The sequence below is a fragment of the Methylophilaceae bacterium genome (assembly GCA_018398995.1).
GTDB lineage: Bacteria > Pseudomonadota > Gammaproteobacteria > Burkholderiales > Methylophilaceae.
Map to the genome: position 1 here is coordinate 1,267,797 of CP073759.1, position 25,228 is coordinate 1,293,024.

Here is a 25,228-nt window from a genome sequence, read left to right on the forward strand (position 1 = left end):
AAAAAACTTTAGGAGAATTACATGAACAACAAGTTAAAATTAGCAGTTGCAGCAGCGTTAGTTGCTGGTGCTTCAAGCGCACAAGCTGGTATCATGATCCCAGCTGGTGATTGGACACTAGACATCGGCGGTGTGGTAAACGCTTACTACACAAATACATCATTCAGCGGCGATACTGGAGCAGGTGCAGGTCCATTGGGTTTAGGTGATGGTAATGCTGATTCAGTAAATAACATCACAACAGGTTTGCTACCAAATTACCTATCAGTTTCTGGTAAAACACGTCAAAATGATTTAGATGTTGCTTTCACGATCTCTATTAACCCAGGTGCTTCTACAACACAAGCTGGTTTCCAAGGTTCACAACAAGAAAACCGTCAAGCATTCTTAACATTTGGTGATGCTTCATGGGGTTCTATCAAACTTGGTAAAGATCTTGGTATCTATGCATCAGATGCGATTCTTAACGACATGACCTTGTTAGGCGTGGGTTCAAGTGCTGGATCATTAGCTGGTAATACAACAACATTAGGTCGTATTGGTACTGGCTTTATGTATGCTGACTGGAAATCACAAGTGGCTTACACATCACCAAATTGGAATGGCTTTAGTTTCACAGTTGGTGTTACGCAAGCATTTAATGCTATTGGCGACGGCGATATTTCAACTGACACAACAAGCGCGTTTAGTACTAGACGTGGTGGTTCACAATCAGCTTACGAGGGTAAAGCATCTTATGAGTGGACTGGTGATGTTGCTGGTAAAGTGTGGGCATCATTTATTTCACAAAAAGTTGAAGGATTATCTGCATTTGTGTCTGGTTCTGAAGTTGCTCTAAGCGATGACCGCGCAACAGCTTTCGATATTGGTACAACTGTTAATGTTGCAGGTTTAGGTTTAACTGCTTACTATGGTAGTGGTGATGGTATTGGTCAAACAGTTCAATTAGCAGGTGGTTTTGATGAAACTGGTCGCTCACGTGATTCAGACCAATGGTATGTGCAAGCGACATACGCACTACCAACAGCAACTAAAGTTGGTGTGTCATATGGTGAGTCTACTTTAGATGGTAACCGTGTTGATGGATTTAGTGATATCGAAGATTCAATGTGGGTTATTGGTGCATACCACCCAATCACAAAACACTTGAACTTGGTTGCTGAATATTCAGAGTCAGAGCGTGATGTGAACAACAGAGGCGCTGCTGATGAGACAGCAAAAGCAAGAACAGTATCACTTGGTGCGATCTTATTCTTCTAGGATAAAATCAATCTGATACAGCATTACGCTGTAATGTGATATAAAACGGCAACTTCGGTTGCCGTTTTTTATTGGTCATTGTGCGTGGTTAGCTTGGTGTTCTGTTGGTTGTTGTCAATGCTGCAACATAGTTTGTGTTGTTGCGCTGCTCCATCTTACAGAAAAGTCAACTATGGTTGCTGTTAACCATGTACTCATTTAAACTTATTGATATTCAAAATGTTGAATATAATCAATGCAGTCTTTAAGGTTAACCATGAATTTATATCCAGTTACTATTGTTGAAAACTTTTATGACGATCCAGATGCGGTGAGAACCTTTGCATTAAGCCAAAAGTACCAATTTAGACGCCAGCTAAAAGGAGTGGAGTATGTGTTTCCTGGCTGCCGTACAAAAGATTTATCTATTATTAATAAACCCATGTTTGAGCGTGTTTGCAAAAGAATAATCTCATTGTTCCACAACCCAGAGCATGATTATATGCAATGGGCGATTACCACTAGCTTTCAAAGTGTTTCTGCTGAGTTTGGGCGAGGTGTGATTCATGCTGATCAAAATACTGTGTTTGCTGCTGTTTTATACTTAACACCCGATGCGCCGTTAAATGCAGGCACTTCTTTATTCAAACCAAATAGTCAGTTTGATGAAGAAAAATATCAAAGGAGTCTCAAAGATAATGATAGGCGCTTTGATGAAGGAAAAATCATTATGGATACCTCTTATCATGATATGTTTGATGAGGTAGTACGCATTAATAATGTCTATAACACCCTGATATTGTATGAAGGTAGGCATTACCATGCGGCTAATACGTTTTTTGGCAAAACATTAAAAGATTCGCGATTGGCGCAGGTGTTTTTTGTTAGCAAGATAGATGCCCAAAAATATAACTCGTTTCCAGTTTGGCGAAGCCAACAAGTTAAGGTGTAAACATCAATAGCTGTATTGTTTGAGGGCTATCATATCCTCTCAATCATGAATCACTGTCACTGTCGGCAAAGCGCGGCTGTCTGGTGTTCAATGGATTGCTTCACTGCGTTCGCGATGACAGCTTTCTGTGTCATGCACGGCCGTCACTGCGAGCGTAGCGCGGCAGTCTATGTTGATTAATCCTCTATACCCAACTCTTGTATCTTTCTGGTGAGCGTATTGCGACCCATGCCAAGTTGTGTTGCGGCTTCAATACGGCGACCACCGGTGTGTTGTAAGGCTTTTTTGATCATGACCCGTTCGAAGTCTTTTGTAATGCTGTCGAGAATACCTTGTTCACCACGATTGAGGGCATCGGCCACTTCTTGCGCTAATGCCTCTTGCCAACTATTGTTTGTTGCTTTTTGCGAGCCATTTTCTTTTAGCTCTGGGGGTAAATCAGCCACGTCGACATTTTGGCCTGGTGCCATCACAGTCAGCCAGTGACAGACGTTTTCTAGCTGGCGTACATTGCCGCTCCAATTGACTGTGCTTAAATACTTGAGTGCGTCTGTAGACAATACCTTAGCATCCACCCCTAAATTCACTGCGCTTTGTTGTAAGAAGTATTTTGCTAGTAATGGGATATCTTCGCGTCGTTCGCGCAATGCAGGTAGGCGTAAGCGAATCACATTTAAACGGTGAAATAAGTCTTCGCGGAATAAGCCAAGTTTAACGCATTCTTCTAAGTTTTGATGCGTCGCTGCAATGACTCTTACATTGACTTTAATAGGCTGGTGACCGCCAATGCGGTAAAACTGGCCATCACTGAGCACGCGCAATAGTCTTGTTTGTAAATCGGCAGGCATATCGCCAATTTCATCTAAAAACAATGTGCCTTTATCGGCTTGTTCAAAACGTCCGAGTCGAGCTGCCTGTGCGCCAGTGAAGGCACCACGCTCATGTCCAAATAATTCTGATTCTAATAAATCTTTCGGAATGGCAGCGGTATTAATCGCAATAAACGGATTATCTGCTCGAGGGCTGTGCCGATGTAAGGCGCTTGCGACCAACTCTTTCCCGCTGCCAGACTCGCCATTAATCAATACGGTTGCGTGTGAGCGGCTAAGGCGGCCAATGGCGCGAAATACTTCTTGCATGGCCGGCGCTTGTCCAATTATTTCAGGTGTTTCTTCCAAGGCAATGCTTTCAACTTCTTGGCGTAGTGTTTCATCGACAGCACGTTTAATCACATCAATCGCTTGATCGACATCAAACGGTTTTGCTAAATATTCAAACGCACCATGCTGAAATGCAGCAACTGCACTCTCTAAATCGGAATAAGCAGTCATGATAATGACAGGAATATCGGGATGCTTTTCTTTTACTTCTGATAAAAAATCTAAGCCAGAACCACCTGGCATTCGGATATCGCTCACAATCACTTGCGGTAACTCTGTATCGAGCATAGCTAGCGCATCGGCAGTAGAGGAAAAAGTTTTAAAGGCTAATTCCGAGCGGGCAAGTGCTTTTTCAAATACCCAGCGTATCGATTTGTCGTCGTCTAATATCCAAATTGGTTTCATATGTGTGTGCTTTGCTTAAATTGTTACTCGAATTTTATTGTGCAATCATGGCATGTTTAATGACAGTACTTTCTACTGGTAACAAAATAGTGAAACAGGTATTGCCCGGCTGGCTTTTGCAATCAATCATGCCATGATGTTGGGTAATGAATGTTTGTGCTAAAGCAAGCCCTAAGCCTGATCCACCCTCGCGACCCGAGACCAAAGGATAAAATATTTTATCCAATAAATCAGCAGGGATACCAGGGCCATTATCGATGATTTCTAGTTTAATGGCGACGCGATAACGTTTTTTGCTTAATGTGACTTGTCGTTCCGCACGCGTCCTTAATGTGACTTTTGCTTCTTGTACTTGATGTGACAATAGTGCTTGCACAGCGTTGCGTGCGATGTTGAGTACTGCTTGGATGAGTTTTTCACGATCGCCAATTAGTTCTGGCAGGCTGGTATCGTAATCTCTCTGTACGATAATATTATTGGGCGATTCTGCTAATAAAAGGCTGCGTACCCGCTCAAGCACTTCATGAATATTGGTTGGTTCATATTGAGGCACACGATGCGGCACCAATAGCCTATCCATTAGACTGTGTAGTCTATCGGCTTCTTTTATAATCACTTGCGTATATTCACGCAAATTTTGGTGTGGCAGCTCGTGCTCTAGCAATTGCGCTGCGCCCCTTAATCCACCTAATGGGTTGCGAATTTCATGCGCTAAATTACGCAATAATTCGGAGTTTGCTTGTTGTTGAATCAACATGCGATCTTCTTTTGCAATGCGTAATTGCTGATCCATTTGTTGAAATTCTAGTAGTATTTTTGCGTCATGCATGTCAATTGGTGTGATGGTGCAGGTGACAGAAAAAGACTCTTGGCGAACCGTGGTGATGATTAGCTCATGCTCTCTTAATGGATTATTGTTTTTAGTCGCGTTTTCGATAGCGGTATCTAAAATGTCGCAATTGATAAATAAGGCAGATATATCGTTATTGACCACCTGAGTTGAACTAAGCGCAAATAATATCTCTGCACTTGGATTCATGTAGATCACTTGCTTATTGGCACTCAGCAAAATGACAGAGCTGGCAAGATATTCTAAACCTGTAAAACATGCTGGGATTTTTTGAACCATGAATAATACTAGCACTAATTGAGATTGATGCCCTTATCTAAGCAAAATATAAGCCAGCTTTATATTACTTAATCCTGCTTATTTCTTGCTCTAGTAAAATAATATTGCGCTGATGCACATCGACATTCATTTTTAACTGTTTCATTTTTTCTTGAAACTTAGGTACATTACGGAAGGTGCGCGTAGTGCCATTTGCATTTCTAATGGTAGAGATTTCTGGATTCGCTTCGCCTTCTGCATAGGCTTTTTTGGCGGCTACTAGCGCTGCTCTCTCGGCGGCGAGTTTGGATAATAAGATTTCTTTTCGTGCTTGGTCTCTTTGTTTTTGTGTATCGTTATCGACGCTAGGAAATTGCGTTGGTGTCGAAGATTTAGTTTTGGATGCGCTGTCTTGATTGGTACCAAAGCTGGTGCCTTTAGAACCGAGGTCTATTTTTTTGCTACCTTTTATTTTTACATTTGAATAGGTGACATGACCACTTTCATCAACATGCTTATAGATATCTGCCATGCTGAGAAAAGGTAGACTGGAAGCGAATTACAGCGAAATAATTAGGAGCAATTTATACATATAACTAGTTTAGATGAGAGTGTGATTGTTAGCAACGATGATATTGTTAAATTGGTTGACCATAGCAATTTTGCTCTATGCAATAGTGTTGAATAATGTAATTTAGAATTGTGTAATTGAGACTTGCGACGCAATAATAAATAAAGGACAGCAAGCTGTCCTTTATTTGATGCTATAAAAAAAACTAGCAACTGTAGTACATATCAAACTCTAATGGTGTTGGTGTCATGCGTTGTTGCGTCACTTCATCCATTTTGAATGTAATGTAGGAATCTACCCAATCTTGCGAGAAGACGCCGCCACGAGTTAAGAACTCATGGCCATCTTGCAGTGCTTGTAATGCTTGCTCTAATGAAGAGGCAACCGTTGGGATTTTTGCATCTTCTTCTGGTGGAAGATGGTATAAATCTTTAGTTGCTGCTTCACCTGGATGAATTTTGTTTTGTACGCCATCAAGACCCGCCATGAGTAATGCAGCAAAAGCCAAATATGGGTTGGCAGTAGGATCTGGGAAGCGTGCCTCAATACGACGTGCTTTATCAGAGTGTACGAATGGTACGCGAATAGAAGCAGAGCGGTTTTTGGCAGAGTAAGCTAATTTAACTGGCGCTTCAAAACCTGGTACCAAACGTTTGTATGAGTTGGTGCTTGGGTTGGTGATTGCATTTAAAGCACGCGCATGTTTAATAATGCCGCCAATGTAAAAAAGCGCAAACTCACTCAATCCAGCATAGCCGTCACCTGCAAACAGGTTTTTACCATCTTTCCATACAGATTGATGTACGTGCATACCAGAGCCGTTGTCGCCAAGGAGTGGTTTTGGCATAAAGGTTGCTGTTTTGCCATAAGCGTGCGCGGTGTTTAAAACCACGTATTTTAAAATTTGTGTCCAGTCTGCGCGTTGCACAAGACTAGAAAATTGCGTACCAATTTCACATTGACCGGCAGTTGCTACTTCGTGATGATGTACTTCAACGGGCACACCCATCTCTTCTAAAGTCATACACATTGCAGAGCGAATATCATGCAATGAATCAACGGGAGGAACTGGGAAATAACCACCTTTTACTTTTGGACGGTGACCTGTATTGCCACCCTCAAATGAGTCGCCTGATTGCCAAGCGGCTTCTTCAGAGTTGATTTTAACTGAGCTGCCGCCCATGCCAACATTCCAAGCAACATTGTCAAAAATGAAGAACTCTGGCTCTGGGCCAAAGTAAGCGGTATCACCAATGCCACTTGATTTTAAGTAAGCTTCAGCGCGCTTAGCAATGGAACGTGGATCACGGTCGTAGCCTTTGCCATCTGTTGGATCAATCACATCACAGGTCAAGATTAATGTTGGTTCGTCCATAAATGGATCAATATTTGCAGTGGATGCATCAGGCATCAATTGCATATCAGAAGCTTGAATGCCTTTCCAGCCCGCAATAGAAGAGCCATCAAAAGCATGGCCTTCTGTAAATTTTTCTTCGTTAAATGCTGACACTGGAACGCTGGTGTGTTGCTCTTTACCGCGAGTGTCTGTAAAGCGGAAATCGACAAATTTGATGTCGTTTTCTTTGATAAGCTTCATTACATTTGCTACGGACATTACAATCTCCTAATATTGAATGAATTAAACGTAAAATTGAATATAGATAATTATTTAAAAAAAAGAATTCAATACCGAATATTAGCAGGAAGTATGCCATTATAAAAAGCATTAAAACGAGGGTGCAAGCCAAATTCGGGGGTTCAATAGTGTATGGTTGCACTAATACAGTGCTTTTTTGCAAAAATTGCACTGTATTGGTGCTTAATATGGTTGTTTATTTCAAATGAAAAAACGATATACTCAGCTAATATTGGTGCATGTTGAAAACGCATCATCTCATGCATGTAATCTTGATGAAGAAAGGATTAAGGACGATGGAAGCGATTAATGAAATACTCAAACGCGCAAAAAAACGGGCCGAAGACAATAAGCTCGCTTATTCTGGTGCACTGACCCCTACCGAAGCATATGACGTGATGGAAAAAGCAGCACATGCGGTTTTGGTTGATGTGCGTACACATGCAGAACTTGCATTGGTTGGTCAAGTGCCTAATGCTATGAATATTGAATGGGCCTTTTATCCTGGCATGGTGGCAAACCCGGATTTTGCCGCGCATTTAGAAATGCAAGTTGATAAAGAGGCGTTGGTTATCTTTATGTGTCGCACTGGCGGGCGCTCACATCATGCAGCCGCTTTGGCTGCATCTTTGGGGTTTGCAGAAGCCTACAATATGTTGGAGGGCTTTGAGGGTGAGGCGAATGCTGAGCATCAACGTACCTTAATTAATGGATGGCGTCATGCTGGGCTGCCTTGGCATAATTAAAGTATGACAGATAAATATGCGGTATTAGGTCATCCAATTGCGCATAGCAAATCACCGATGATTCATGCTGCGTTTGCAAAACAAACGCATCAAGATATTAGTTATGAGGCGATATTGGCGCCGCTAGATGGTTTTGCTGATACGCTGAAGCAATTGGTGGCTGATGGTTATCAAGGTGTGAATGTCACAGTGCCATTTAAGTTTGAGGCGTTTCAGCTGGCACATCAGCGCAATATGAGTGTGATGAATGCGGAGGCGGCTAATACCTTATTATTTCGTGAAAATGTGATTGTTGCAGAGAACACGGATGGTGTTGGATTAGTGACCGATATACAGCACAATCTAGCAATTGCTTTGCAGGGAAAGCGTGTGTTGTTGATTGGTGCTGGTGGCGCCGCACAAGGTGTGGCTGCCGATATTGCTAAGCAATTGCCTAGCGTGTTTGTTGTGGTAAATCGCTCTATTGAAAAGGTTTATACCATGCAGCAAAAAGTGGCTGCAATAAAAGAGGCGCCTGTTACAACGATTACCGCTTCACTTTTTGAAAGCTTGGGAAGCCAAGCATTTGATATTGTCATTAATGCAACTTCCGCAGGATTGACGGATTCTGCCTTACCTATACCCAATGGCATTTTTTCATCGAATACACTGGCGTATGACATGATGTATGGTCGCGAAACACCCTTTTTGCAGCAAGCGCGCGCTGCTGGTGCAAGGGCGGTAGATGGGTTGGGTATGTTAGTCGAGCAGGCCGCACATGCATTTTACTTGTGGCGCGGCGTGCGCCCTGATACACAGGCGGTGATTGCACAACTGAGGGCTAACTAATTGTTAGTTTGGTTCTTTAACGATAAGCCAAATGCAAAGCCGTTGGTTTTTTTGGGTTACGTCAATCGCCTGATTGTCGTGCTTTTGTTGTGGTTGTTGATATTTAATCTTTGGGTGTTGTTGAATATTGCATGGTGGATTCAGTTTAACCCCTCTTCATCATCATTTATGCGTATTCGATTAAGTGAGTTGCGCGCAGAAAATCCAGAGGCAACCATCAAACATGAGTGGGTTGATTATGAAAAAATATCCAAAAATTTAAAGCGCGCAGTGATTGCCAGTGAAGATGCAAAATTTTTGCAGCACAAAGGCTTTGATTGGCAAGGCATAGAAGCAGCTTATAAAAAGAATATTAAAAAAGGCAAATTGGTTGCTGGTGGTTCAACGATTACGCAGCAACTGGCTAAAAATATGTTTTTATCTAGTAATCGTTCTTTGTTTAGAAAGGGTGAAGAGGTCATCATCACAATCATGCTAGAGAATATCCTAAGCAAACAGCGCATTTATGAAATTTATCTCAACATGATTGAGTGGGGCAATGGTGTGTTTGGGGTAGAGGCGGCCGCACGTCACTACTACAAAACAGGTGCCCATCATTTAACTGCAACACAGGCGGCAAAATTGGCGGTTATAGTGCCAAATCCTCGCTTTTACGATAAACATCGTTATACCGGCTATATCAATCGACGTACAGCAACAATACAAGCGCGATTATACCAAGTACAGGTGCCGTAAATGGACTGGTATTGGTTGCTTGTTGTGTTGTTGGTTGTTACAGGATTTATTGGATTATTAGTCCCTATCTTGCCAGGTATTGTGTTAATTTTTTGTGGCTTATTGCTAGCCGCTTGGATAGACGATTTCTCGCGTGTGAGTCAAACGAGCATGATCATAATCGGGGTGATCGCATTATTGGCATGGTTAGTTGATTTCTTTGGGTCCTATTTAACCGCCAAAAAAGCCAATGCGAGTAAGCTGGCGCTTTATGGCACACTCATTGGTGCGGTAGTTGGAATTGTTGGCGGTATTGTCGGTTTGATAATCGGGCCCATTGTTGGCGCTGTAATTGGTGAATTGATTGCGCGTAACCATTCGGCAGATGTGGCGCGAGTAGGATTTGCTGCTGGTTTAGGGTTTGTGGTGGCATTGATACTTAAGCTCATATTAGCGCTTATTATTATGGTGATGTTTACCTATCTATATTTCTCATAATCTGCCAATCAATTAAGTGAGGCTGGTTCCTCGCTTTTTTCCAGCAATGGATATGTTCTATTGACAATTAAGCTTTAGCTGAGTAATTAATTTGGCTAAGGATAACGTGAATGGACGAATTTTTTGAGCAAGCGCATCATATGCCGATGCAGCCCAAAGTGGTGCAAGAGGTTATGCAGTTGTTACATGCTGATGATGTGGATATTAAACCCTTAGCCGATAAAATTCATCATGATCAAGTGCTGTGCGCGCGCGTGTTGTGCTTGTCAAATGCCGCTTATTTTGGGTTTAGTCGCAAGATTGGTAGGATAGAAGAAGCCATCTCTTTAATTGGATTGGCAAGGTTAGAAGCACTAGTCGTCGCCTCAGGTGTAACATCCGCCTTTTCAGGGGTGCCGGGTGTAAATTTAACCCAATTTTGGCAACATAGTTTGATTACCGCCAGTATTGCTAGACAGCTTGCAACGACATTGCGCTTGCAGTCAGATACTGCTTATATAGCAGGCTTAATGCACAGAATTGGTCAATTACCGATGTATATGGCTTATCCGCAAGCTGCTGCTGATATTGAGATTGCTTGCGCGGGTCAAAGTGTCCTAACGCGTCATCAAGTTGAACAAGCTATTTTAGGCGTCGATCATCATATAGTTGGCGAACAATTGGCAAAACATTGGCATTTTCCTGAAGTAATCTCAAATGTGGTTCGTTACTATACCGATCCACTAAACGAGCATGCCGCTGATATAGCTGCTGTCGTTTATGCGGCAGTCCATATCGCCTCTGGTTTGGATGCTGATCAACAGCCCTTACTCACTGCGGCAACCTTACACACAGATGTCGCTACTAAGTTAGGCTTGGAAGATGGCGCTGCTTTAGCAGAGCACATTGTGTCTTATCGCGTATTTGTAGCAGAAGCAAAAGCTTATCTATAAATTGCCCGTATATTCAACAGGCATTAACTGACATTGTGTGCCTTATTTGAGCATTTCTTTAAGATATTGACCCGTATAGCTAGCAGGATTATCGGCCACTTGCTCAGGCGTGCCTTCTGCAATCACCATGCCGCCACCATCACCACCTTCTGGGCCCATATCAATAATCCAGTCAGCTGTTTTAATCACATCTAAATTATGTTCAATAATGACAATTGTATTACCTGCGTCGCGTAAGCGATGAATCACATCTAGCAATAATTGAATATCCGCAAAATGTAAACCAGTGGTTGGCTCATCTAAAATATAAAGTGTGCGACCTGTATCACGTTTACTCAGCTCCAAAGCCAGCTTGACACGCTGTGCTTCGCCGCCTGATAGGGTTGTTGCGCTTTGACCTAATGTAATATAACCCAAACCAACATCTAATAAGGTTTTGAGTTTTCTCGCAATGGTTGGTTGTGCGCTAAAAAAGGTATACGCTTGCTCAACTGTCAGCTCTAAAATTTCACGAATATTTTTACCTTTGAAATGAATTTCCAACGTTTCCCGATTATAGCGATGACCTTTACACACATCACAAGGCACATAAACATCGGGCAAGAAGTGCATTTCAACGCGGATTACACCATCACCTTGGCAGGCCTCACAGCGACCCCCTTTTACGTTAAATGAGTATCGACCTGGACCGTAACCCCGTGCTCGACTTTCAGGCATAGCAGCAAATAAATCACGAATTGGTGTGAATAAACCGGTATAAGTTGCAGGGTTGGAACGTGGTGTGCGCCCGATTGGACTTTGGTCTACATCAACGACCTTGTCAAAAAAAGCCAATCCTTCAATACTGCTGTGGGCGGCTGGTTCGGCATTGCTGCGATACAAATGTTGTGCAACCGCACGGTAAAGCGTGTCATTGATGAGTGTTGATTTTCCACTGCCTGAAACGCCCGTAATACAACTGAGCAAGCCGACAGGAATTTTTACAGAAACATCACGTAAATTATTACCAGTTGCATGATTGAGTGCTATCCAACGTGCAGGGTCAGGTTTTGTGCGTGCTTTTTTATAGATAATTTGCTTTTTACCACTTAAATATTGGCCTGTTAGCGATTTAGGATTGGCTAATACTTCAGCTGGTGTGCCTTCTGCCACAATGGCACCACCATGTTCACCAGCGCCAGGACCAATATCGATTACATAGTCAGCCGTCATAATCGCATCTTGATCATGTTCGACCACAATCACACTGTTACCAATATCGCGTAGACGTTTAAGTGTTTCTAGCAGTCTGTCATTGTCACGTTGATGCAGGCCGATAGAAGGCTCGTCTAATACATACATGACACCTGTTAAGCCGCTACCAATTTGGCTAGCTAATCGAATACGCTGCGCTTCTCCGCCTGATAATGTTTCTGCGGAGCGGGACAGTGATAAATACTCTAAGCCAACATTGATTAGAAACTTTAGACGGTTGCCAATCTCTTTCACAATTTTATCGGCAATGGCTAACTTCGAGCCTTCTAATGCCAACGTATCAAAAAAAGTATGGGCATGTTTCAATGGCAATTCACAGACTTGATGAATATTTTTGTCACCGACTTTGACGTGACGCGCCTCACGACGCAAACGCGTGCCGTTACAATCAGGACAGCTGGAAACATTAATGTATTTGGCAAGTTCATCTCGCACAGCCGATGAGTCGCTTTCACGATAGCGGCGCTGCATATTGTTTAAAATGCCTTCAAAGGAATGCGATTTGGTAAAAAAAGTACCGCGCTCATTAATGTATTTAAAGGCGATTTGTTCTTTACCAGAACCGTTGAGCAGCACATGTTTGACTTCTGGCGTAAGCTCTTCAAATGCCGTTTCTAAATCAAATCCATAGTGGGTGGCTAAGCTGGATAGCATTTGAAAGTAGAATTGATTACGCTTATCCCAACCTTTAATTGCGCCACTAGCGAGTGATAATGTCGGAAAAGCAACCACACGTGCAGGGTCAAAGAAATTGACGCTACCCAAACCGTCGCAGGTTGGACAAGCGCCTAATGGACTGTTAAAACTAAATAAACGTGGTTCTAATTCTGCGAGTGAGTAATCACACACTGGGCAAGAAAATTTGGCAGAAAACAGATGTTCTTTATCGGTATCCATTTCTAATGCAATGGCTTTGCCATCTGCTAGTCGCAATGCAGTTTCAAAACTTTCTGCAATACGCTGTTTCATATCAAGACGTATTTTTAAGCGATCAATAACGACATCAACATTGTGTTTGGTTGTTTTTGCTAGCTGTGGTAACGCATCAATTTCATAAATTTTGCCATCTACACGCAGACGCACAAAGCCCTGGGCTTTTAGATCATCAAATAAATCTAGCTGCTCACCTTTACGGTTAGACACCACTGGCGCCAAAATCATCAGTTTGGTTTCTTCAGGCAGTTTTAAAATAGCATCTACCATTTGGCTCACCGTCTGTGCTTCAAGCTTGATGCCGTGTTCAGGACACTCGGGGTCACCAGCGCGCGCATACAGTAAGCGCAAGTAATCATGAATTTCTGTCACGGTGCCGACAGTAGAGCGCGGATTGTGAGAAGTCGATTTTTGTTCGATAGAGATGGCTGGCGACAAGCCTTCAATTAAATCGACATCTGGTTTATCCATGCGCGCTAAAAATTGTCGTGCATATGCAGAGAGACTTTCAACGTAACGTCGTTGGCCTTCTGCATACAGCGTATCGAACGCCAGAGATGATTTGCCAGATCCCGATAAGCCTGTAATAACAACGAGTTGATTACGTGGAATATCGAGAGAAATGTTTTTTAAGTTGTGGGTGCGAGCACCGCGAATTTTAATAAATTCCATCATTGCTTTAACTAAAAATTGGGGCAACCTGCTAATATACGCAATTATTTTGATTTCAGCTAAGGTTTCATGCAAATTTCTGAAAAGATGTCTTCAGCAGAGCAACGCGCTACCATCAGTTTAGCCGCAATTTATGGCTTACGCATGCTTGGCATGTTCTTAATCCTGCCGATTTTTGCCATTTATGCACAAACATTAGAAGGGGGTCAAGACAGCACCATGGTTGGTTTGGCGCTTGGTGCTTATGGCTTGACACAGGTTTTATTACAGTTACCGTTTGGTATTGCAAGCGATAAATACGGACGTAAAAAAGTCATCTATGTTGGCATGTTGATTTTTGTGATTGGTAGCGTGGTTGCTGCCATGGGCAACGATATTATCACTGTCATTATTGGACGGGCAATTCAAGGTGCGGGTGCCGTTTCTGCCGTTGTGATGGCATTGGTTGCCGACTCAACAAGAGAAGAGCACCGCACTAAGGCGATGGCAACTATCGGTGGCACCATCGGGGTGACTTTCGCATTATCATTGGTTGCAGGACCTCTACTCAATGAGTCTATTGGGGTGCCAGGTATCTTTTGGATGACTGCAATTTTGTCTATCTTTGCTATCGGAGTTGTTAAGTTTTTGGTGCCTGATCCCGTCAATAGTCATTTTCATTCCGACACCGAAACAGCGCCAGATAAAATTAAAGAAGTACTCAGTAATAGCCAACTATTGCGCCTCAATTTTGGTGCGTTTAGTTTGCATGCGGCGCAAATGGCGATGTTTGTTGTGGTGCCTTTTGCGTTAAAAGAAACCAGTGGCATGAGTGAGAATCAACATTGGCTGGTCTATTTGCCAGTGTTAACGGTCTCTTTTATCATGATGTTGCCTGCCATTATTTATGGCGAAAAATACGCAAAATTAAAACCAGTATTTATTGGCGCGGTTGCCACCATGTTGTTTGCACAATTGTTATTTGCCGCCAATATTCACCATTTTTGGGGCGTGGTTACTGCGCTGTTTTTCTATTTTTTGGCATTTAATTTATTAGAGGCCACCCTGCCTTCTTTAATTTCTAAAATGGCGCCTGCCGCGTCTAAAGGAACAGCCATTGGTGTGCACAATACCGCTCAATCACTCGGTATTTTTATTGGTGCGGTTGTTGGTGGTTTCTTGTCAGGTCATTATGGGTTTTCTAGTGTTTTTGTATTTTGTTCGGTGCTAATGGGCATTTGGTTAATCTCTGCTTTTGGGATGAAAACACCCCCTAGCGTTAAAACAAAGATGTATCATGTTGAAGCATTGGGCGAAAAACAGGCGACAACATTGAAACAATCCGTAGAAAGCATGCTGGGTGTGGAAGAGGTGGCTGTATTGGCGCAAGAAAGTACTTTAATTGTTAAAATTAATAATCAACAAACGGTTGAAGCGCAACTTGCAATAGAGCAAAATATATTGAAATTGATAGGGGGTAAATAATGGCATCAGTCAATAAAGTGATATTAGTGGGTAATTTAGGGCGCGATCCAGAAGTCCGTTATATGCCTAATGGAGAAGCTGTTTGTAATTTTAGTATTGCCACAACTGAAAACTGGAAAGACAAAAGCGGCGTAAAGCAAGAAAAAACAGAATGGCACAACATTGTGATGTATCGGCGTTTAGCAGAAATTGCTGGCGAATATTTAAAAAAAGGCCGTCCAGTGTATGTAGAAGGTCGTCTGCAAACCCGTAAGTGGGAAAAAGACGGCGTAACGCGCTACTCAACAGAAATTATTGGTGACCAAATGCAAATGCTTGGCACTAAGGGTGATGGTGGTGGTGCTAGCTATGATGGTGGGCAAGATAGTCCACCTGAGGATTATAACCAAGCGCCTCCAAGTGAAGCCGCTAGCAAGCCAATAACCCAGCCAGCATCTTCAACGGCTGCAGGCGGGGGTGCGGCGTTTGATAATTTTGATGACGATATTCCGTTTTAAGCTTTTATCCATTTGATGAAAAGGCCTTCTATTGAAGGCCTTTTTTATGGCTGTTGTTGTTTTGTGTATTTGCTAGCCTAAATACTTGAATAGATTAACCAATTGGGTTACATCAGTTATAATCTCGCTTTTGATTAATGTAAACTATTAACCTTTATGCCAATTTATGATTTCAAATGCACTGAATGCGGTTATCAAGATGAGGTGGTGCGCAAAATGAGTGACGCAAGCACAATGGATTGCCCAAGCTGCAAACAAGCGACATTTTCTAAAATGTTATCAGCGCCAACTTTTCAGTTGAACGGAACAGGTTGGTATGCCACAGACTTTAAAGATAAACCTAAAGCAACAGCTAAAATGACACCTGAAAAAACAGCAGAAGCGCCAGCTGTTACTCACGCTAGTGCCGATACGGTGACCACGAAATGATCACTTTGATAACCGCTTTAATTTGATGAAAAAATACTTTATTACAGGTTTGCTGGTATTGGTGCCCGTTGTGATTACTTTTTGGGTGCTGAGCGCACTTATTCATACCATGGATCAAAGTTTATTATTGCTACCCGAAGAGTGGCAACCACAGCAGTTATTTGGATTTAGCATGGTAGGATTGGGTGCTATTTTGACAGTCTTGGGTATTTTCTTGATGGGACTTATTGCGACCAATATTTTTGGGCAGCAACTCATCTTGTTATGGGAGGCAGTACTGTCACGCGTGCCAGTGGTAAAATCCATTTATGCGAGTGTGAAGCAAGTTTCTGATACTATTTTTTCAGATTCTGGCAATGCTTTTCGTAAAGCCTTATTAATTGAGTTTCCGCACAAAGGTGCATGGACCATTGCTTTTTTAACTGGTCAGCCAGGTGGTGATGTGAGTAATCACTTACTAGGTGATTACGTGAGTGTTTATGTACCAACAACGCCAAACCCAACTGGGGGCTATTTTTTGATGATAGAAAGAAAAGATGTGATAGAGCTTGATATGAGCGTTGATCAAGCCTTGAAATACATTATTAGCATGGGTACTGTGGTGCCGGAAATTAAATCAGTAGTCAATGCCAAATTAGCGAAAAAAGCCAAACAATCCAAAACAATTTAACTTAAATAAATAGATCAAAACATTATGATGCGTACACATTACTGCGGCCATGTAAACCGCGAACTTATCGGACAAACTGTTACCCTTTGTGGTTGGGCGCATCGCCGTCGCGATCACGGTGGCGTGATTTTTATTGATTTGCGCGACCGTGAAGGCATGGCGCAAATCGTCATTGATCCAGACACCAAAGAAGCCTTTGCCATTGCCGAATCTGTGCGTAATGAGTTTGTGTTAAAAGTCACTTGTAAAGTGCGTGCGCGTCCAGAAGGTACGGTTAATAAAAATATTCCTACCGGCGAAGTAGAGATGTTAGCCAGTGAGATTGAAATTTTAAATCCATCACTCACGCCACCATTTATGTTAGATGACGACACTTTGACGGAAACAGTGCGTTTGCAACATCGCTATATTGATTTGCGTCGCCCAGTGATGCAAGAGAATATGAAATTGCGTTATCGCGTTTCAAAAGTGATTCGTGATTTCTTAGATGAACATGGCTTTATCGAGGTCGAAACACCCATGTTGAATCGCAGTACCCCAGAAGGTGCGCGGGATTACTTGGTGCCATCACGTATTCATCATGGTGAGTTTTTTGCTTTACCACAATCACCACAGTTATTTAAACAGCTATTGATGGTAGCGGGTTTTGATCGCTACTTTCAAATCACCAAATGCTTCCGCGACGAAGATTTGCGTGCAGACCGTCAGCCAGAATTTACCCAAATTGATTTGGAAACTTCATTTTTAGAAGAAAACGACATCATGACCTTGGTCGAAGAGATGATTCGCCAGATGTTGAAAAAAGTACAAAATGTCGATTTGCCAGCCGAATTTCCACGCATGCCATATGCCGAAGCCATGAGCCGTTATGGCTCAGATAAGCCAGATATGCGTGTTACATTAGAAATCACTGAACTTTCAGATGTGATGAAAGATGTCGATTTTAAAGTGTTCTCAGGCCCAGCCAATAGCGACAACGGTCGTGTAGCCGCGATTCGTGTACCGAACGGCGCTGAAATTAGCCGTAAAGAAATTGATGCTTATACTGAGTTTGTTAAAATTTATGGCGCAAAAGGTTTGGCTTACATCAAGGTCAATGATGTGACGCAATTAAACGAAGAAGGCTTACAAAGCCCTATTGTAAAAAACATTCACGAAACCGCATTAAAAGCCATTATGGAACGCACAGGCGCGCAAAATGGCGACATTATTTTCTTTGGTGCCGATACCACTAAAATTGTCAACGAAGCATTAGGCGCATTACGTCAAAAAGTCGGTCATGATAAAGGACATGTCGATGGTCGCCGATGGGCGCCATTATGGGTGTTTGATTTTCCCATGTTTGAACGTGATGAAGAAAATGACCGATGGAATGCATTGCATCATCCATTCACCAGTCCAAAAGATGGCCATGAAGACTTATTAGCAACAGACCCAGGCGCGTGTTTATCAAAAGCTTATGACATGGTATTAAACGGTTGGGAAGTCGGCGGCGGTTCTGTTCGTATTCATAAACAAGCCGTGCAATCTAAAGTATTTGACGCGCTTAAGATTAGCAAACAAGAAGCAGAAGAAAAATTCGGCTTCTTGCTCGAAGCATTACAGTATGGCGCGCCACCACATGGCGGCTTAGCCTTTGGTTTAGATCGTTTGGTCACCTTAATGACGGGTGCAGAATCCATCCGCGATGTGATTGCCTTCCCCAAAACACAAAAAGCACAATGTTTGATGACACATGCGCCGAGCGCGGTGGATGAGAAGCAACTTCGCGAGTTACACATTCGCGTCCGCACTCAAAATACGGTGGGTTAAAATGCACTCACTTCACGATAACGTCGTTACATCCGCGTGCCGTACTAATCGTACTGTCTACGCGGATGTGTCTTGTTCTCGACTCGTGATAACATTTTAGGACTTTAAATGGCGATTCCAGATTATCAAACTTTGATGTTGCCTCTTCTTAATCTTATTAAAGATGGTCAGGAATATCATTTTAGCCCGCTCGTTTCAGTTTTATCTGAGAGCTTTAAGTTGTCGCCGGAAGAGCAAAAGCAGCTGTTGCCAAGCGGGCAAATGACAACAATAAAAAGCCGAGCTGGATGGGCAAGAACGTATTTAAAAAAAGCAGGATTGTTGGAGCAACCTAAAAGAGGTTTTTTAAAGATTACACCTAGAGGATTGGATGTAATCAGATCTAACCCAACACGAATTGATTCAAAGTTCTTAGAGCAATTTCCTGAGTTTATTGAGTTTAGAGATGCAGGGAAAAATGAATCCAACCAAAATGTTTTCTCGAATAATTTGGAATCCACGCCAGAAGAAAGTATTGAGAGTGGCATTGCTAAGATTAATACTCAACTATCAGCAGATATCATTTCCGAAATTAAATCTTGTTCGCCAGCTTTTTTTGAAAAGTTAGTTGTTGAGCTGTTGTTGGCGATGGGATATGGAGGCTCAAGAGCTGAGGCTGGCAGAGCAACACAATTAAGTGCAGATGGCGGAATAGATGGCATTATTGATGAAGATAAACTTGGCCTTGATTCAATTTATATTCAAGCAAAGCGTTGGGAGGGAAGTGTAGGTAGCCCTGAAATACAAAAATTTGTAGGTGCGTTACAAGGTAATCGAGCGCATAAAGGGGTGTTTATTACAACCTCTGACTTTACAAAAGCTGCAAAAGATTATGTCAAGAATATACAAAATAAAGTGGTATTAATTGACGGATTCACACTTGCAAAGCTCATGATAGAAAACGATGTTGGTGTTTCCACCGTTTCAACCTATAAAGTGAAAAAGATAGATTCTGATTATTTTGTTGATGAGTAATGATTCTAAAATCGCTTATTCGCACCATCCCCAATTACCCAAAACTAGGTATCCAATTCCGCGATATCACTACTTTACTCGCTGACCAAAAAGGTTTTCAGCAAGTCATTAATGATTTTTATATCCGTTATAAAGACCAACAAATCGACAAAATAGTTGGTATTGAGGCGCGTGGTTTTATTATTGGGGCGGCGTTGGCTTATAAGCTGGGTGTGGGGTTTGTGCCAGTGCGTAAAGCGGGTAAGTTGCCAGCGGAAACGATGGGGCATGATTATGTGTTGGAATATGGCGCTGACCGCGTTGAAATTCATGCTGATGCGATTGCGCAAGGCGAGCGTATTTTACTGGTGGATGATTTGATTGCAACAGGCGGAACAGCGGAGGCGGCTGCTATGCTGATTCAGAAGCTGGGTGGTGAGGTCGTTGAATGCGCTTTTGTGATTGATTTGCCTGATTTAGGTGGTGTGAAACGCTTGCAAGAATTGGGTCTATCATCGTTTGCATTGTGTGCGTTTGAAGGCGAATAAGCCATGCGCTACAATGTGTAAGTCTTTAAATATTTGAGTCTGTCAGAAAGAAAGTTGTTATGCCATTAACCGAAATCAATCATGTTAATTTCCGTACTGATCGTGAAACCATGCATTTGTTACGTGATTTTTATTGCGATATTTTAGGCTTAACTGTCGGTAAACGGGTTGCTAGCACTTCTTATGGATATTGGTTATATATTGGTAATAATGATGTGGTGCATTTGGCAGAATATAAAACGCCAGAACCGCCGCAATTGCATGTGCATGGCACCTATGATCATGTCTCGTTCACTTGTACCGATATGCCATCTATTGAGGCGAACCTCAATGCACACAATATTCCGTATACAACAAGAACCCTGGCAAGTGGCGTACGTCAAATTAATTTAAAAGATCCTGCCGGCAATGGTGTTGAGCTCAATTTTGAAGAGTTTGGCGATCCTGACTATGAAATGCGACCTTCAGGTGAGCCTAGCAAAATGGTTTAGGTATTTGTTCGTTTTTTTGTTATGCAATGACTCAGTATGAATGTGATGCTGGTCACAGATTTTTATTAGAAAAAAACTAAAATAGGAGCTAGTAGTCTTAATATTAGTTAAGCCGTTCATTTATCGCAGATAAGGCGATTAAAAATAGCGATACCTAAAATAATGATGATAGCGTTGAGTGGGGTGAGTCATGAAGGTGAGTAATCAATTAAATGTTTTTTGGATATTAGCTGCGATGCTATTAATCATCAGTGTGTCCGCTTATGCAGAGGCTGACCCTAAGCTTTGGCCTATAATGAAAGAAGCTTTTTTTGAACAAAGGCCAATGCAAGAAGTTGAATTTATGAAAATTGAAGCACCTAAACGTGCTGAAAGTGGCGCGCAAGTGCCAGTTTCCTATTCGATTGATACTGCTGCAGCAAAAGTAGCTGGTGCTAAAATCGTTAAACTGTATGCATTTGTAGATGCCAATCCAATTCCATTGACTGCGACTTATCATCTAACCGATGCATTGGGCGACTTTCATTTATCAACCCGTATTCGATTTGAAACAGATGCATTTGTCCGTTTAGTGGGTGAAGATGCTAACGGGAAACTCTATTTAGCATCCCGCCCCATTCGTGCTGCAGGGGGTTGTGGCGGTATGGTGTCTAATGATGAGGAAGCGGTAAGAGCGGCGGCGGGCAAAATCAGAATGAAGGTAGAAGCGCCGGAGAAATTTGGAACGACAACCTCTGCCAAGGTGAATATTAAACATATCATGCGTACGGGTTTGCAACGCGATTTAGCATCGCAGGGGTTTTTGCCTGCTTTTTATATCAATAAAGCAAGCTTTACTTATAATGGTAAGCCTGTGATGACCATTGATGTGAATGTTGGTACAGCAGAAGATCCTTACTTTCAATTTAACTTTGTACCCGAAAAACCAGGCACATTTGAATTGGTGGCAACAGATAATGAAGGTAAAACATTTAAACAAGCAGTCGAAGTCAAAAGCTAGCCATTAACGCATTTTTAAAAGGCCTCAATGAGGCCTTTTTTATTGCTTATCCGTTTGATGTTAAAATAAATACAAGCACCTAAGAGGATATGCCTCAAGATAAAAGTGGAGAATGTGTCATGAAAAGTTATAAAAAAGAGCTGTGGTTTAACATTCCAGCGCGTATGGATTTTCAGAATATTACTGGTCAAGTCGGAGAGTGTTTGCGTGAGAGCGGGATTCAAGAAGGCTTGTGCCTTGTGAATGCCATGCATATTTCAGCCAGTGTTTTTATTAATGACGACGAGCGCGGTTTACATCATGATTATAAAGTATGGTTAGAGGCGCTAGTCCCGCATGAGCCACTAGGACATTATCGCCATAATGATACGGGCGAAGATAATGCAGATGCACATATCAAACGCCAAGTGATGGGGCGCGAAGTGGTGGTGGCGGTGACGGAAGGCGAGTTGGATTTTGGTCCTTGGGAGCAGATTTTTTATGGTGAGTTTGATGGACGACGCAACAAGCGTGTGCTGGTAAAAATTATTGGTGAATAAGTCAGTTGATTCAGGGCATAAAAAAAGGGAGCAATTGCTCCCTTTTTGAATATAAGCTTATTTATTCATTACGTACATTGTTACTTCAAAGCCAAAACGCATTTCAGTAGCTGCTGGTGTTGTCCACATAATAATCTCCTAAATTAAAATTAAGCGGCAATGCATTGCATCACCGTGAAGCTATTATGTCGAAACGAGAGAAGCCAAGATAGATAACATTCATGATTGCGACTTCACCAAAATCATGAACGCGCCTCATGATTTTGAGCGCCCAATCTAATTAACCATGAATATTAATTAACTAACTACTCATATCCATTAACTGCGGATATAACTTTCCAATTGTTGGATCAGCTCTTCTTGATATTCGATCGTGGCTTTTACCAAATCACCAATCGATAGCATGCCTATCATTTCATCGTCTTCCATCACAGGTAAATGGCGCACCCGCTTGTTGGTCATGGTGTTCATTGCGCTAGCAACAAAATCACTGGCCTGACCATAAATCAGTTTGCTCGTCATCACCGCGCTCACTGTTGTTGTTTTGGATGCTTTGTTTTTTAATGCCACTTCACGCGCATAATCGCGTTCTGAAAAAATACCAACAAGTGTATTGTTTTCCATGACAGCCAGTGCGCCGATACCCTTGTCTGCCATAAGACCTAAGGCCTCAAACACAGTTTTGTCTGGTGCAATACTGATAACGTCTTGATGTTGTTTTTCTTTGAGTATTTGTTTTAATGTTTTCATGTTTTTTCTCCCTCTCGCAATGAGATAAAAATATACACCTTATAATGCACTCTGCAAATAATTAAGTATGGATGATGAATAATACACAAGTCATTAAAGCATTTTTAGCATTACTGATACTCGCATTATTGTGGGGGTATAACTGGGTGGTGATGAAAACTGCTTTGCAGTTTTCTGGCGTGTTTCAATTTATTGCGCTACGAACAGCCATTGGTGCCGCCTGCTTATTCATGTTGATTGCCATCATGCGCAAGCCCTTAAAGATTCAATGTTGGCCTACACTGCTGTTACTTGGTTTATTGCAAACCAGTGGGTTTACAGGCTTGCTCATGTGGGCGCTTGTAGAAGGCGGCGCAGGCAAAACGGCAGTATTAACGTATACCATGCCTTTTTGGGTCATGCTATTGGCTTGGCCGCTGTTAGGAGAAAAGTTGCAAGGCATACAATGGCTAGCAGCCATTTTGGCGGCAATGGGTATTGTGTTTATCCTCGACCCACTTCATTTGGGTGCCGATCAGTTCAGTATGTTGCTTGCTGTTCTGTCAGGTGTTTGCTGGGCATTGGCCGTTATTGTTGCCAAAAAACTGCATCAAAAAGCACCCGAACTTGATTTATTGACACTCACAGCTTGGCAAATGCTATTTGGTAGTGTGCCAATTTTAATTGCTGCGTGTTTAATGCCGGCGCCTGCTATTCACTGGACGCCCTATTTTATTGGTGCAGTTATCTATAACGCTGTTTTTTGTAATGCGCTGGCTTGGCTGTTGTGGCTGTATGCGCTCCAACGTTTGCAAGCTGGTGTAGCTAGTATGACCAGTATGTTGGCGCCTGTTGTTGGCGTGATGGCGGCATGGATACAATTGAATGAAGTACCAAATAAGGCTGAATTATGGGGAATGTTGCTGATTGGGATGGCATTAATCTTAATTTCATATTTTAGTATTAATCAACAACGACCTATTGACCCCACAATGGCGCAAGATTAGTTAAGCAAAATAGCGAACATGATAGAATTTAGTTTTTTAAAAAAATGGGTAAGGTTAAGCATTATGGCTGGTCATAGTAAATGGGCAAATATACAACACCGCAAAGGACGTCAAGATGCGAAGCGCGGTAAGATTTTTACCAAATTAATTAAGGAAATTACCGTTGCAGCTCGTTTGAGTGGCGGCGATCCTGATATGAATCCTCGCTTGCGGGCAGCGATTATTGCGGCTAAAGATGAGAATATGCCATCTGACAATATTACGCGTGCAATTAAAAAAGGCACTGGTGAGTTAGAAGGCGTTAATTATGAGGAAATCCGCTACGAAGGTTATGGTATTAATGGCGCTGCCATTATTATTGATTGTATGACGGATAACAAGCAACGTGCGGTAGCCGATGTGCGTCATGCGCTAACAAAAAATGGCGGCAATCTTGGCACTGATGGCTCTGTTGCTTTTATGTTTGATCATTGTGGACAACTGGTTTTTGAGCCTGGGGCCGATGAAGATGCCATTATGGAGATTGCCCTAGAGGCAGGTGCCGACGATATTATTAACAATGATGATGGCAGTATTGAAGTGATTACAACGCCGACAAGCTTTATGACAGTGAAAGAAGCATTGCAAGCCGCTGGGCACATTGCAGCAATGGCGGAAGTGACCATGAAGCCACAAACAGAAGTGATATTAACGGGTGAAGAAGGTGCAAAAATGCAGAAAATTCTTGATACGCTAGAAGATTTAGATGATGTACAAGAAGTCTATACATCTGCAGTGATTGAAGATGATTAATCAGTGGCTAGATTTGATAGGCCTGCTGGAACGTAGTCAGCCGTGACCAATTTAAGAATTCTTGGGATTGATCCAGGCCTGCGTCTCACGGGTTTTGGGGTGATTGAGAAAGTTGGCGAAAAAATTCAATATGTCGCTAGCGGAACGATTAAAACAGCGAGTGGTAAAAAAACAGATAGAGAAGAGTTGCCTGCAAGATTAAAAATCATTTTAGAGGGCTTGTTTGAGGTGATTGATACCTATCAACCAACTCAGGTGGCGATTGAGAAAGTGTTTGTGAATGTGAATCCACAATCGACCCTTTTATTGGGTCAGGCGCGTGGTGCGGCAATCAGTGCCGCGGTCATTCGCGAGTTAGAAGTGGCTGAATATACGGCATTACAGGTCAAGCAATCTGTGGTTGGGAATGGCCATGCAAAAAAAGAGCAAGTGCAAGAGATGGTAAAGCGTTTATTATCCTTGCCTGCTACACCAAGTGAAGATTCTGCCGATGCACTAGCGTGCGCTATTTGCCATGTGCATGGTGGGCAAGGATTAGGGCAGTTATCAACAAAAGGTTTTCGGGTCAAGAATGGCCGATTAATTGGTTAGTTTAATATTAGGATGAAA

The 25,228-nt window shown here is 42.3% G+C and carries 26 protein-coding genes and 1 pseudogene; 20 read left to right on the top strand and 7 right to left on the bottom strand.

Annotated elements, in window-relative coordinates; genetic code table 11:
• Positions 1 to 21: 21 nt before the first annotated feature.
• Both KFB94_06550 and KFB94_06555 read left to right on the top strand, forming a co-directional pair.
• The gene (locus KFB94_06550) at positions 22 to 1,260 is read left to right on the top strand and encodes a porin (GenBank protein ID QVL44958.1); all 1,239 of its coding nucleotides are present in this window, start codon (positions 22 to 24) and stop codon (positions 1,258 to 1,260) included.
• 256 nt (positions 1,261 to 1,516) lie between these two features.
• The gene (locus KFB94_06555; protein QVL44959.1) at positions 1,517 to 2,191 is read left to right on the top strand and encodes a hypothetical protein; all 675 of its coding nucleotides are present in this window, start codon (positions 1,517 to 1,519) and stop codon (positions 2,189 to 2,191) included.
• Between the two features lie 176 nt (positions 2,192 to 2,367).
• Here KFB94_06555 and ntrC read toward each other — a convergent pair whose 3' ends face one another.
• The 4 genes and pseudogenes from ntrC to glnA form a co-directional block, all read right to left on the bottom strand.
• The gene (ntrC, locus tag KFB94_06560) at positions 2,368 to 3,756 is read right to left on the bottom strand and encodes a nitrogen regulation protein NR(I) (protein QVL44960.1); all 1,389 of its coding nucleotides are present in this window, start codon (positions 3,754 to 3,756) and stop codon (positions 2,368 to 2,370) included.
• A 34-nt stretch (positions 3,757 to 3,790) separates the two neighbouring features.
• Positions 3,791 to 4,885 (bottom strand): PAS domain-containing protein, encoded by a 1,095-nt coding sequence (locus KFB94_06565; protein QVL44961.1) that lies wholly within the window; start codon positions 4,883 to 4,885, stop codon positions 3,791 to 3,793.
• A gap of 64 nt (positions 4,886 to 4,949) precedes the next feature.
• Positions 4,950 to 5,456, bottom strand: a pseudogene (locus KFB94_06570) (DUF4124 domain-containing protein).
• Between the two features lie 184 nt (positions 5,457 to 5,640).
• Complete coding sequence (gene glnA, locus KFB94_06575; protein ID QVL46598.1) at positions 5,641 to 7,056, bottom strand: type I glutamate--ammonia ligase; 1,416 nt, start codon at positions 7,054 to 7,056, stop codon at positions 5,641 to 5,643.
• A 311-nt stretch (positions 7,057 to 7,367) separates the two neighbouring features.
• Between glnA and KFB94_06580 the strand changes: the two genes are divergently transcribed.
• The 5 genes from KFB94_06580 (at position 7,368) to KFB94_06600 (ending at position 10,789) form a co-directional block, all read left to right on the top strand.
• Positions 7,368 to 7,817, top strand: a complete 450-nt coding sequence (locus tag KFB94_06580; protein ID QVL46599.1) for a rhodanese-like domain-containing protein — start codon at positions 7,368 to 7,370, stop codon at positions 7,815 to 7,817.
• A 3-nt stretch (positions 7,818 to 7,820) separates the two neighbouring features.
• Entirely contained in the window at positions 7,821 to 8,645 is an 825-nt protein-coding gene (aroE, locus tag KFB94_06585) for a shikimate dehydrogenase (protein ID QVL44962.1), read from the top strand.
• Complete coding sequence (gene mtgA / locus KFB94_06590) at positions 8,646 to 9,380, top strand: monofunctional biosynthetic peptidoglycan transglycosylase (GenBank protein QVL44963.1); 735 nt, start codon at positions 8,646 to 8,648, stop codon at positions 9,378 to 9,380. It begins immediately after the preceding gene.
• Positions 9,381 to 9,857 carry a DUF456 family protein gene (locus tag KFB94_06595; GenBank protein QVL44964.1) on the top strand — a complete coding sequence of 159 codons (477 nt, stop codon included), beginning with the start codon at positions 9,381 to 9,383 and terminating at the stop codon, positions 9,855 to 9,857. It begins immediately after the preceding gene.
• A gap of 110 nt (positions 9,858 to 9,967) precedes the next feature.
• On the top strand, positions 9,968 to 10,789 hold the full coding sequence (locus tag KFB94_06600) for an HDOD domain-containing protein (protein QVL44965.1): 822 nt from the start codon (positions 9,968 to 9,970) through the stop codon (positions 10,787 to 10,789).
• Positions 10,790 to 10,831: 42 nt separating this feature from the next.
• Here KFB94_06600 and uvrA read toward each other — a convergent pair whose 3' ends face one another.
• On the bottom strand, positions 10,832 to 13,648 hold the full coding sequence (gene uvrA, locus KFB94_06605) for an excinuclease ABC subunit UvrA (protein QVL46600.1): 2,817 nt from the start codon (positions 13,646 to 13,648) through the stop codon (positions 10,832 to 10,834).
• Positions 13,649 to 13,717: 69 nt separating this feature from the next.
• On the opposite strand from uvrA, the gene KFB94_06610 reads away from it, so the two are divergent.
• The 10 genes from KFB94_06610 (at position 13,718) to KFB94_06655 (ending at position 22,091) form a co-directional block, all read left to right on the top strand.
• Positions 13,718 to 15,112, top strand: coding sequence for an MFS transporter (locus KFB94_06610; GenBank protein ID QVL44966.1), 1,395 nt, complete (start codon positions 13,718 to 13,720; stop codon positions 15,110 to 15,112).
• Complete coding sequence (ssb, locus tag KFB94_06615; protein ID QVL44967.1) at positions 15,112 to 15,609, top strand: single-stranded DNA-binding protein; 498 nt, start codon at positions 15,112 to 15,114, stop codon at positions 15,607 to 15,609. The genes KFB94_06610 and ssb overlap by 1 nt, the downstream gene beginning before the upstream one ends.
• Positions 15,610 to 15,765: 156 nt before the next feature.
• Positions 15,766 to 16,038, top strand: a complete 273-nt coding sequence (locus tag KFB94_06620) for a zinc ribbon domain-containing protein (protein ID QVL44968.1) — start codon at positions 15,766 to 15,768, stop codon at positions 16,036 to 16,038.
• A gap of 25 nt (positions 16,039 to 16,063) precedes the next feature.
• Positions 16,064 to 16,708 carry a DUF502 domain-containing protein gene (locus KFB94_06625; GenBank protein ID QVL44969.1) on the top strand — a complete coding sequence of 215 codons (645 nt, stop codon included), beginning with the start codon at positions 16,064 to 16,066 and terminating at the stop codon, positions 16,706 to 16,708.
• 24 nt (positions 16,709 to 16,732) lie between these two features.
• The gene (aspS, locus tag KFB94_06630) at positions 16,733 to 18,520 is read left to right on the top strand and encodes an aspartate--tRNA ligase (protein QVL44970.1); all 1,788 of its coding nucleotides are present in this window, start codon (positions 16,733 to 16,735) and stop codon (positions 18,518 to 18,520) included.
• Positions 18,521 to 18,628: 108 nt separating this feature from the next.
• Positions 18,629 to 19,534 carry a restriction endonuclease gene (locus tag KFB94_06635; protein ID QVL44971.1) on the top strand — a complete coding sequence of 302 codons (906 nt, stop codon included), beginning with the start codon at positions 18,629 to 18,631 and terminating at the stop codon, positions 19,532 to 19,534.
• Positions 19,534 to 20,061: an adenine phosphoribosyltransferase gene (locus KFB94_06640; GenBank protein QVL44972.1), complete on the top strand. Its 528-nt coding sequence runs from the start codon at positions 19,534 to 19,536 to the stop codon at positions 20,059 to 20,061. The genes KFB94_06635 and KFB94_06640 overlap by 1 nt, the downstream gene beginning before the upstream one ends.
• A 59-nt stretch (positions 20,062 to 20,120) precedes the next feature.
• A complete protein-coding gene (locus tag KFB94_06645) occupies positions 20,121 to 20,552 on the top strand; it encodes a VOC family protein (GenBank protein ID QVL44973.1) in 432 nt (143 codons plus the stop codon).
• Between the two features lie 190 nt (positions 20,553 to 20,742).
• Positions 20,743 to 21,552, top strand: coding sequence for a quinoprotein dehydrogenase-associated SoxYZ-like carrier (locus KFB94_06650; protein ID QVL44974.1), 810 nt, complete (start codon positions 20,743 to 20,745; stop codon positions 21,550 to 21,552).
• A gap of 119 nt (positions 21,553 to 21,671) precedes the next feature.
• Positions 21,672 to 22,091, top strand: coding sequence for a secondary thiamine-phosphate synthase enzyme YjbQ (locus KFB94_06655; protein ID QVL44975.1), 420 nt, complete (start codon positions 21,672 to 21,674; stop codon positions 22,089 to 22,091).
• A gap of 57 nt (positions 22,092 to 22,148) precedes the next feature.
• Here the strand turns inward: KFB94_06655 and pqqA are convergent, their stop codons facing one another.
• Positions 22,149 to 22,220, bottom strand: coding sequence for a pyrroloquinoline quinone precursor peptide PqqA (gene pqqA / locus KFB94_06660; GenBank protein ID QVL46601.1), 72 nt, complete (start codon positions 22,218 to 22,220; stop codon positions 22,149 to 22,151).
• Positions 22,221 to 22,409: 189 nt separating this feature from the next.
• The gene (locus KFB94_06665; protein ID QVL44976.1) at positions 22,410 to 22,841 is read right to left on the bottom strand and encodes a CBS domain-containing protein; all 432 of its coding nucleotides are present in this window, start codon (positions 22,839 to 22,841) and stop codon (positions 22,410 to 22,412) included.
• Between the two features lie 71 nt (positions 22,842 to 22,912).
• Between KFB94_06665 and KFB94_06670 the strand changes: the two genes are divergently transcribed.
• The 3 genes from KFB94_06670 to ruvC all read left to right on the top strand — a co-directional run bounded on the left by KFB94_06670 (position 22,913) and on the right by ruvC (position 25,210).
• Positions 22,913 to 23,827, top strand: a complete 915-nt coding sequence (locus tag KFB94_06670) for an EamA family transporter (protein QVL44977.1) — start codon at positions 22,913 to 22,915, stop codon at positions 23,825 to 23,827.
• A 63-nt stretch (positions 23,828 to 23,890) separates the two neighbouring features.
• Positions 23,891 to 24,619 (top strand): YebC/PmpR family DNA-binding transcriptional regulator, encoded by a 729-nt coding sequence (locus KFB94_06675; GenBank protein QVL44978.1) that lies wholly within the window; start codon positions 23,891 to 23,893, stop codon positions 24,617 to 24,619.
• A 42-nt stretch (positions 24,620 to 24,661) separates the two neighbouring features.
• A complete protein-coding gene (gene ruvC, locus KFB94_06680; protein QVL44979.1) occupies positions 24,662 to 25,210 on the top strand; it encodes a crossover junction endodeoxyribonuclease RuvC in 549 nt (182 codons plus the stop codon).
• Positions 25,211 to 25,228: the final 18 nt, after the last annotated feature.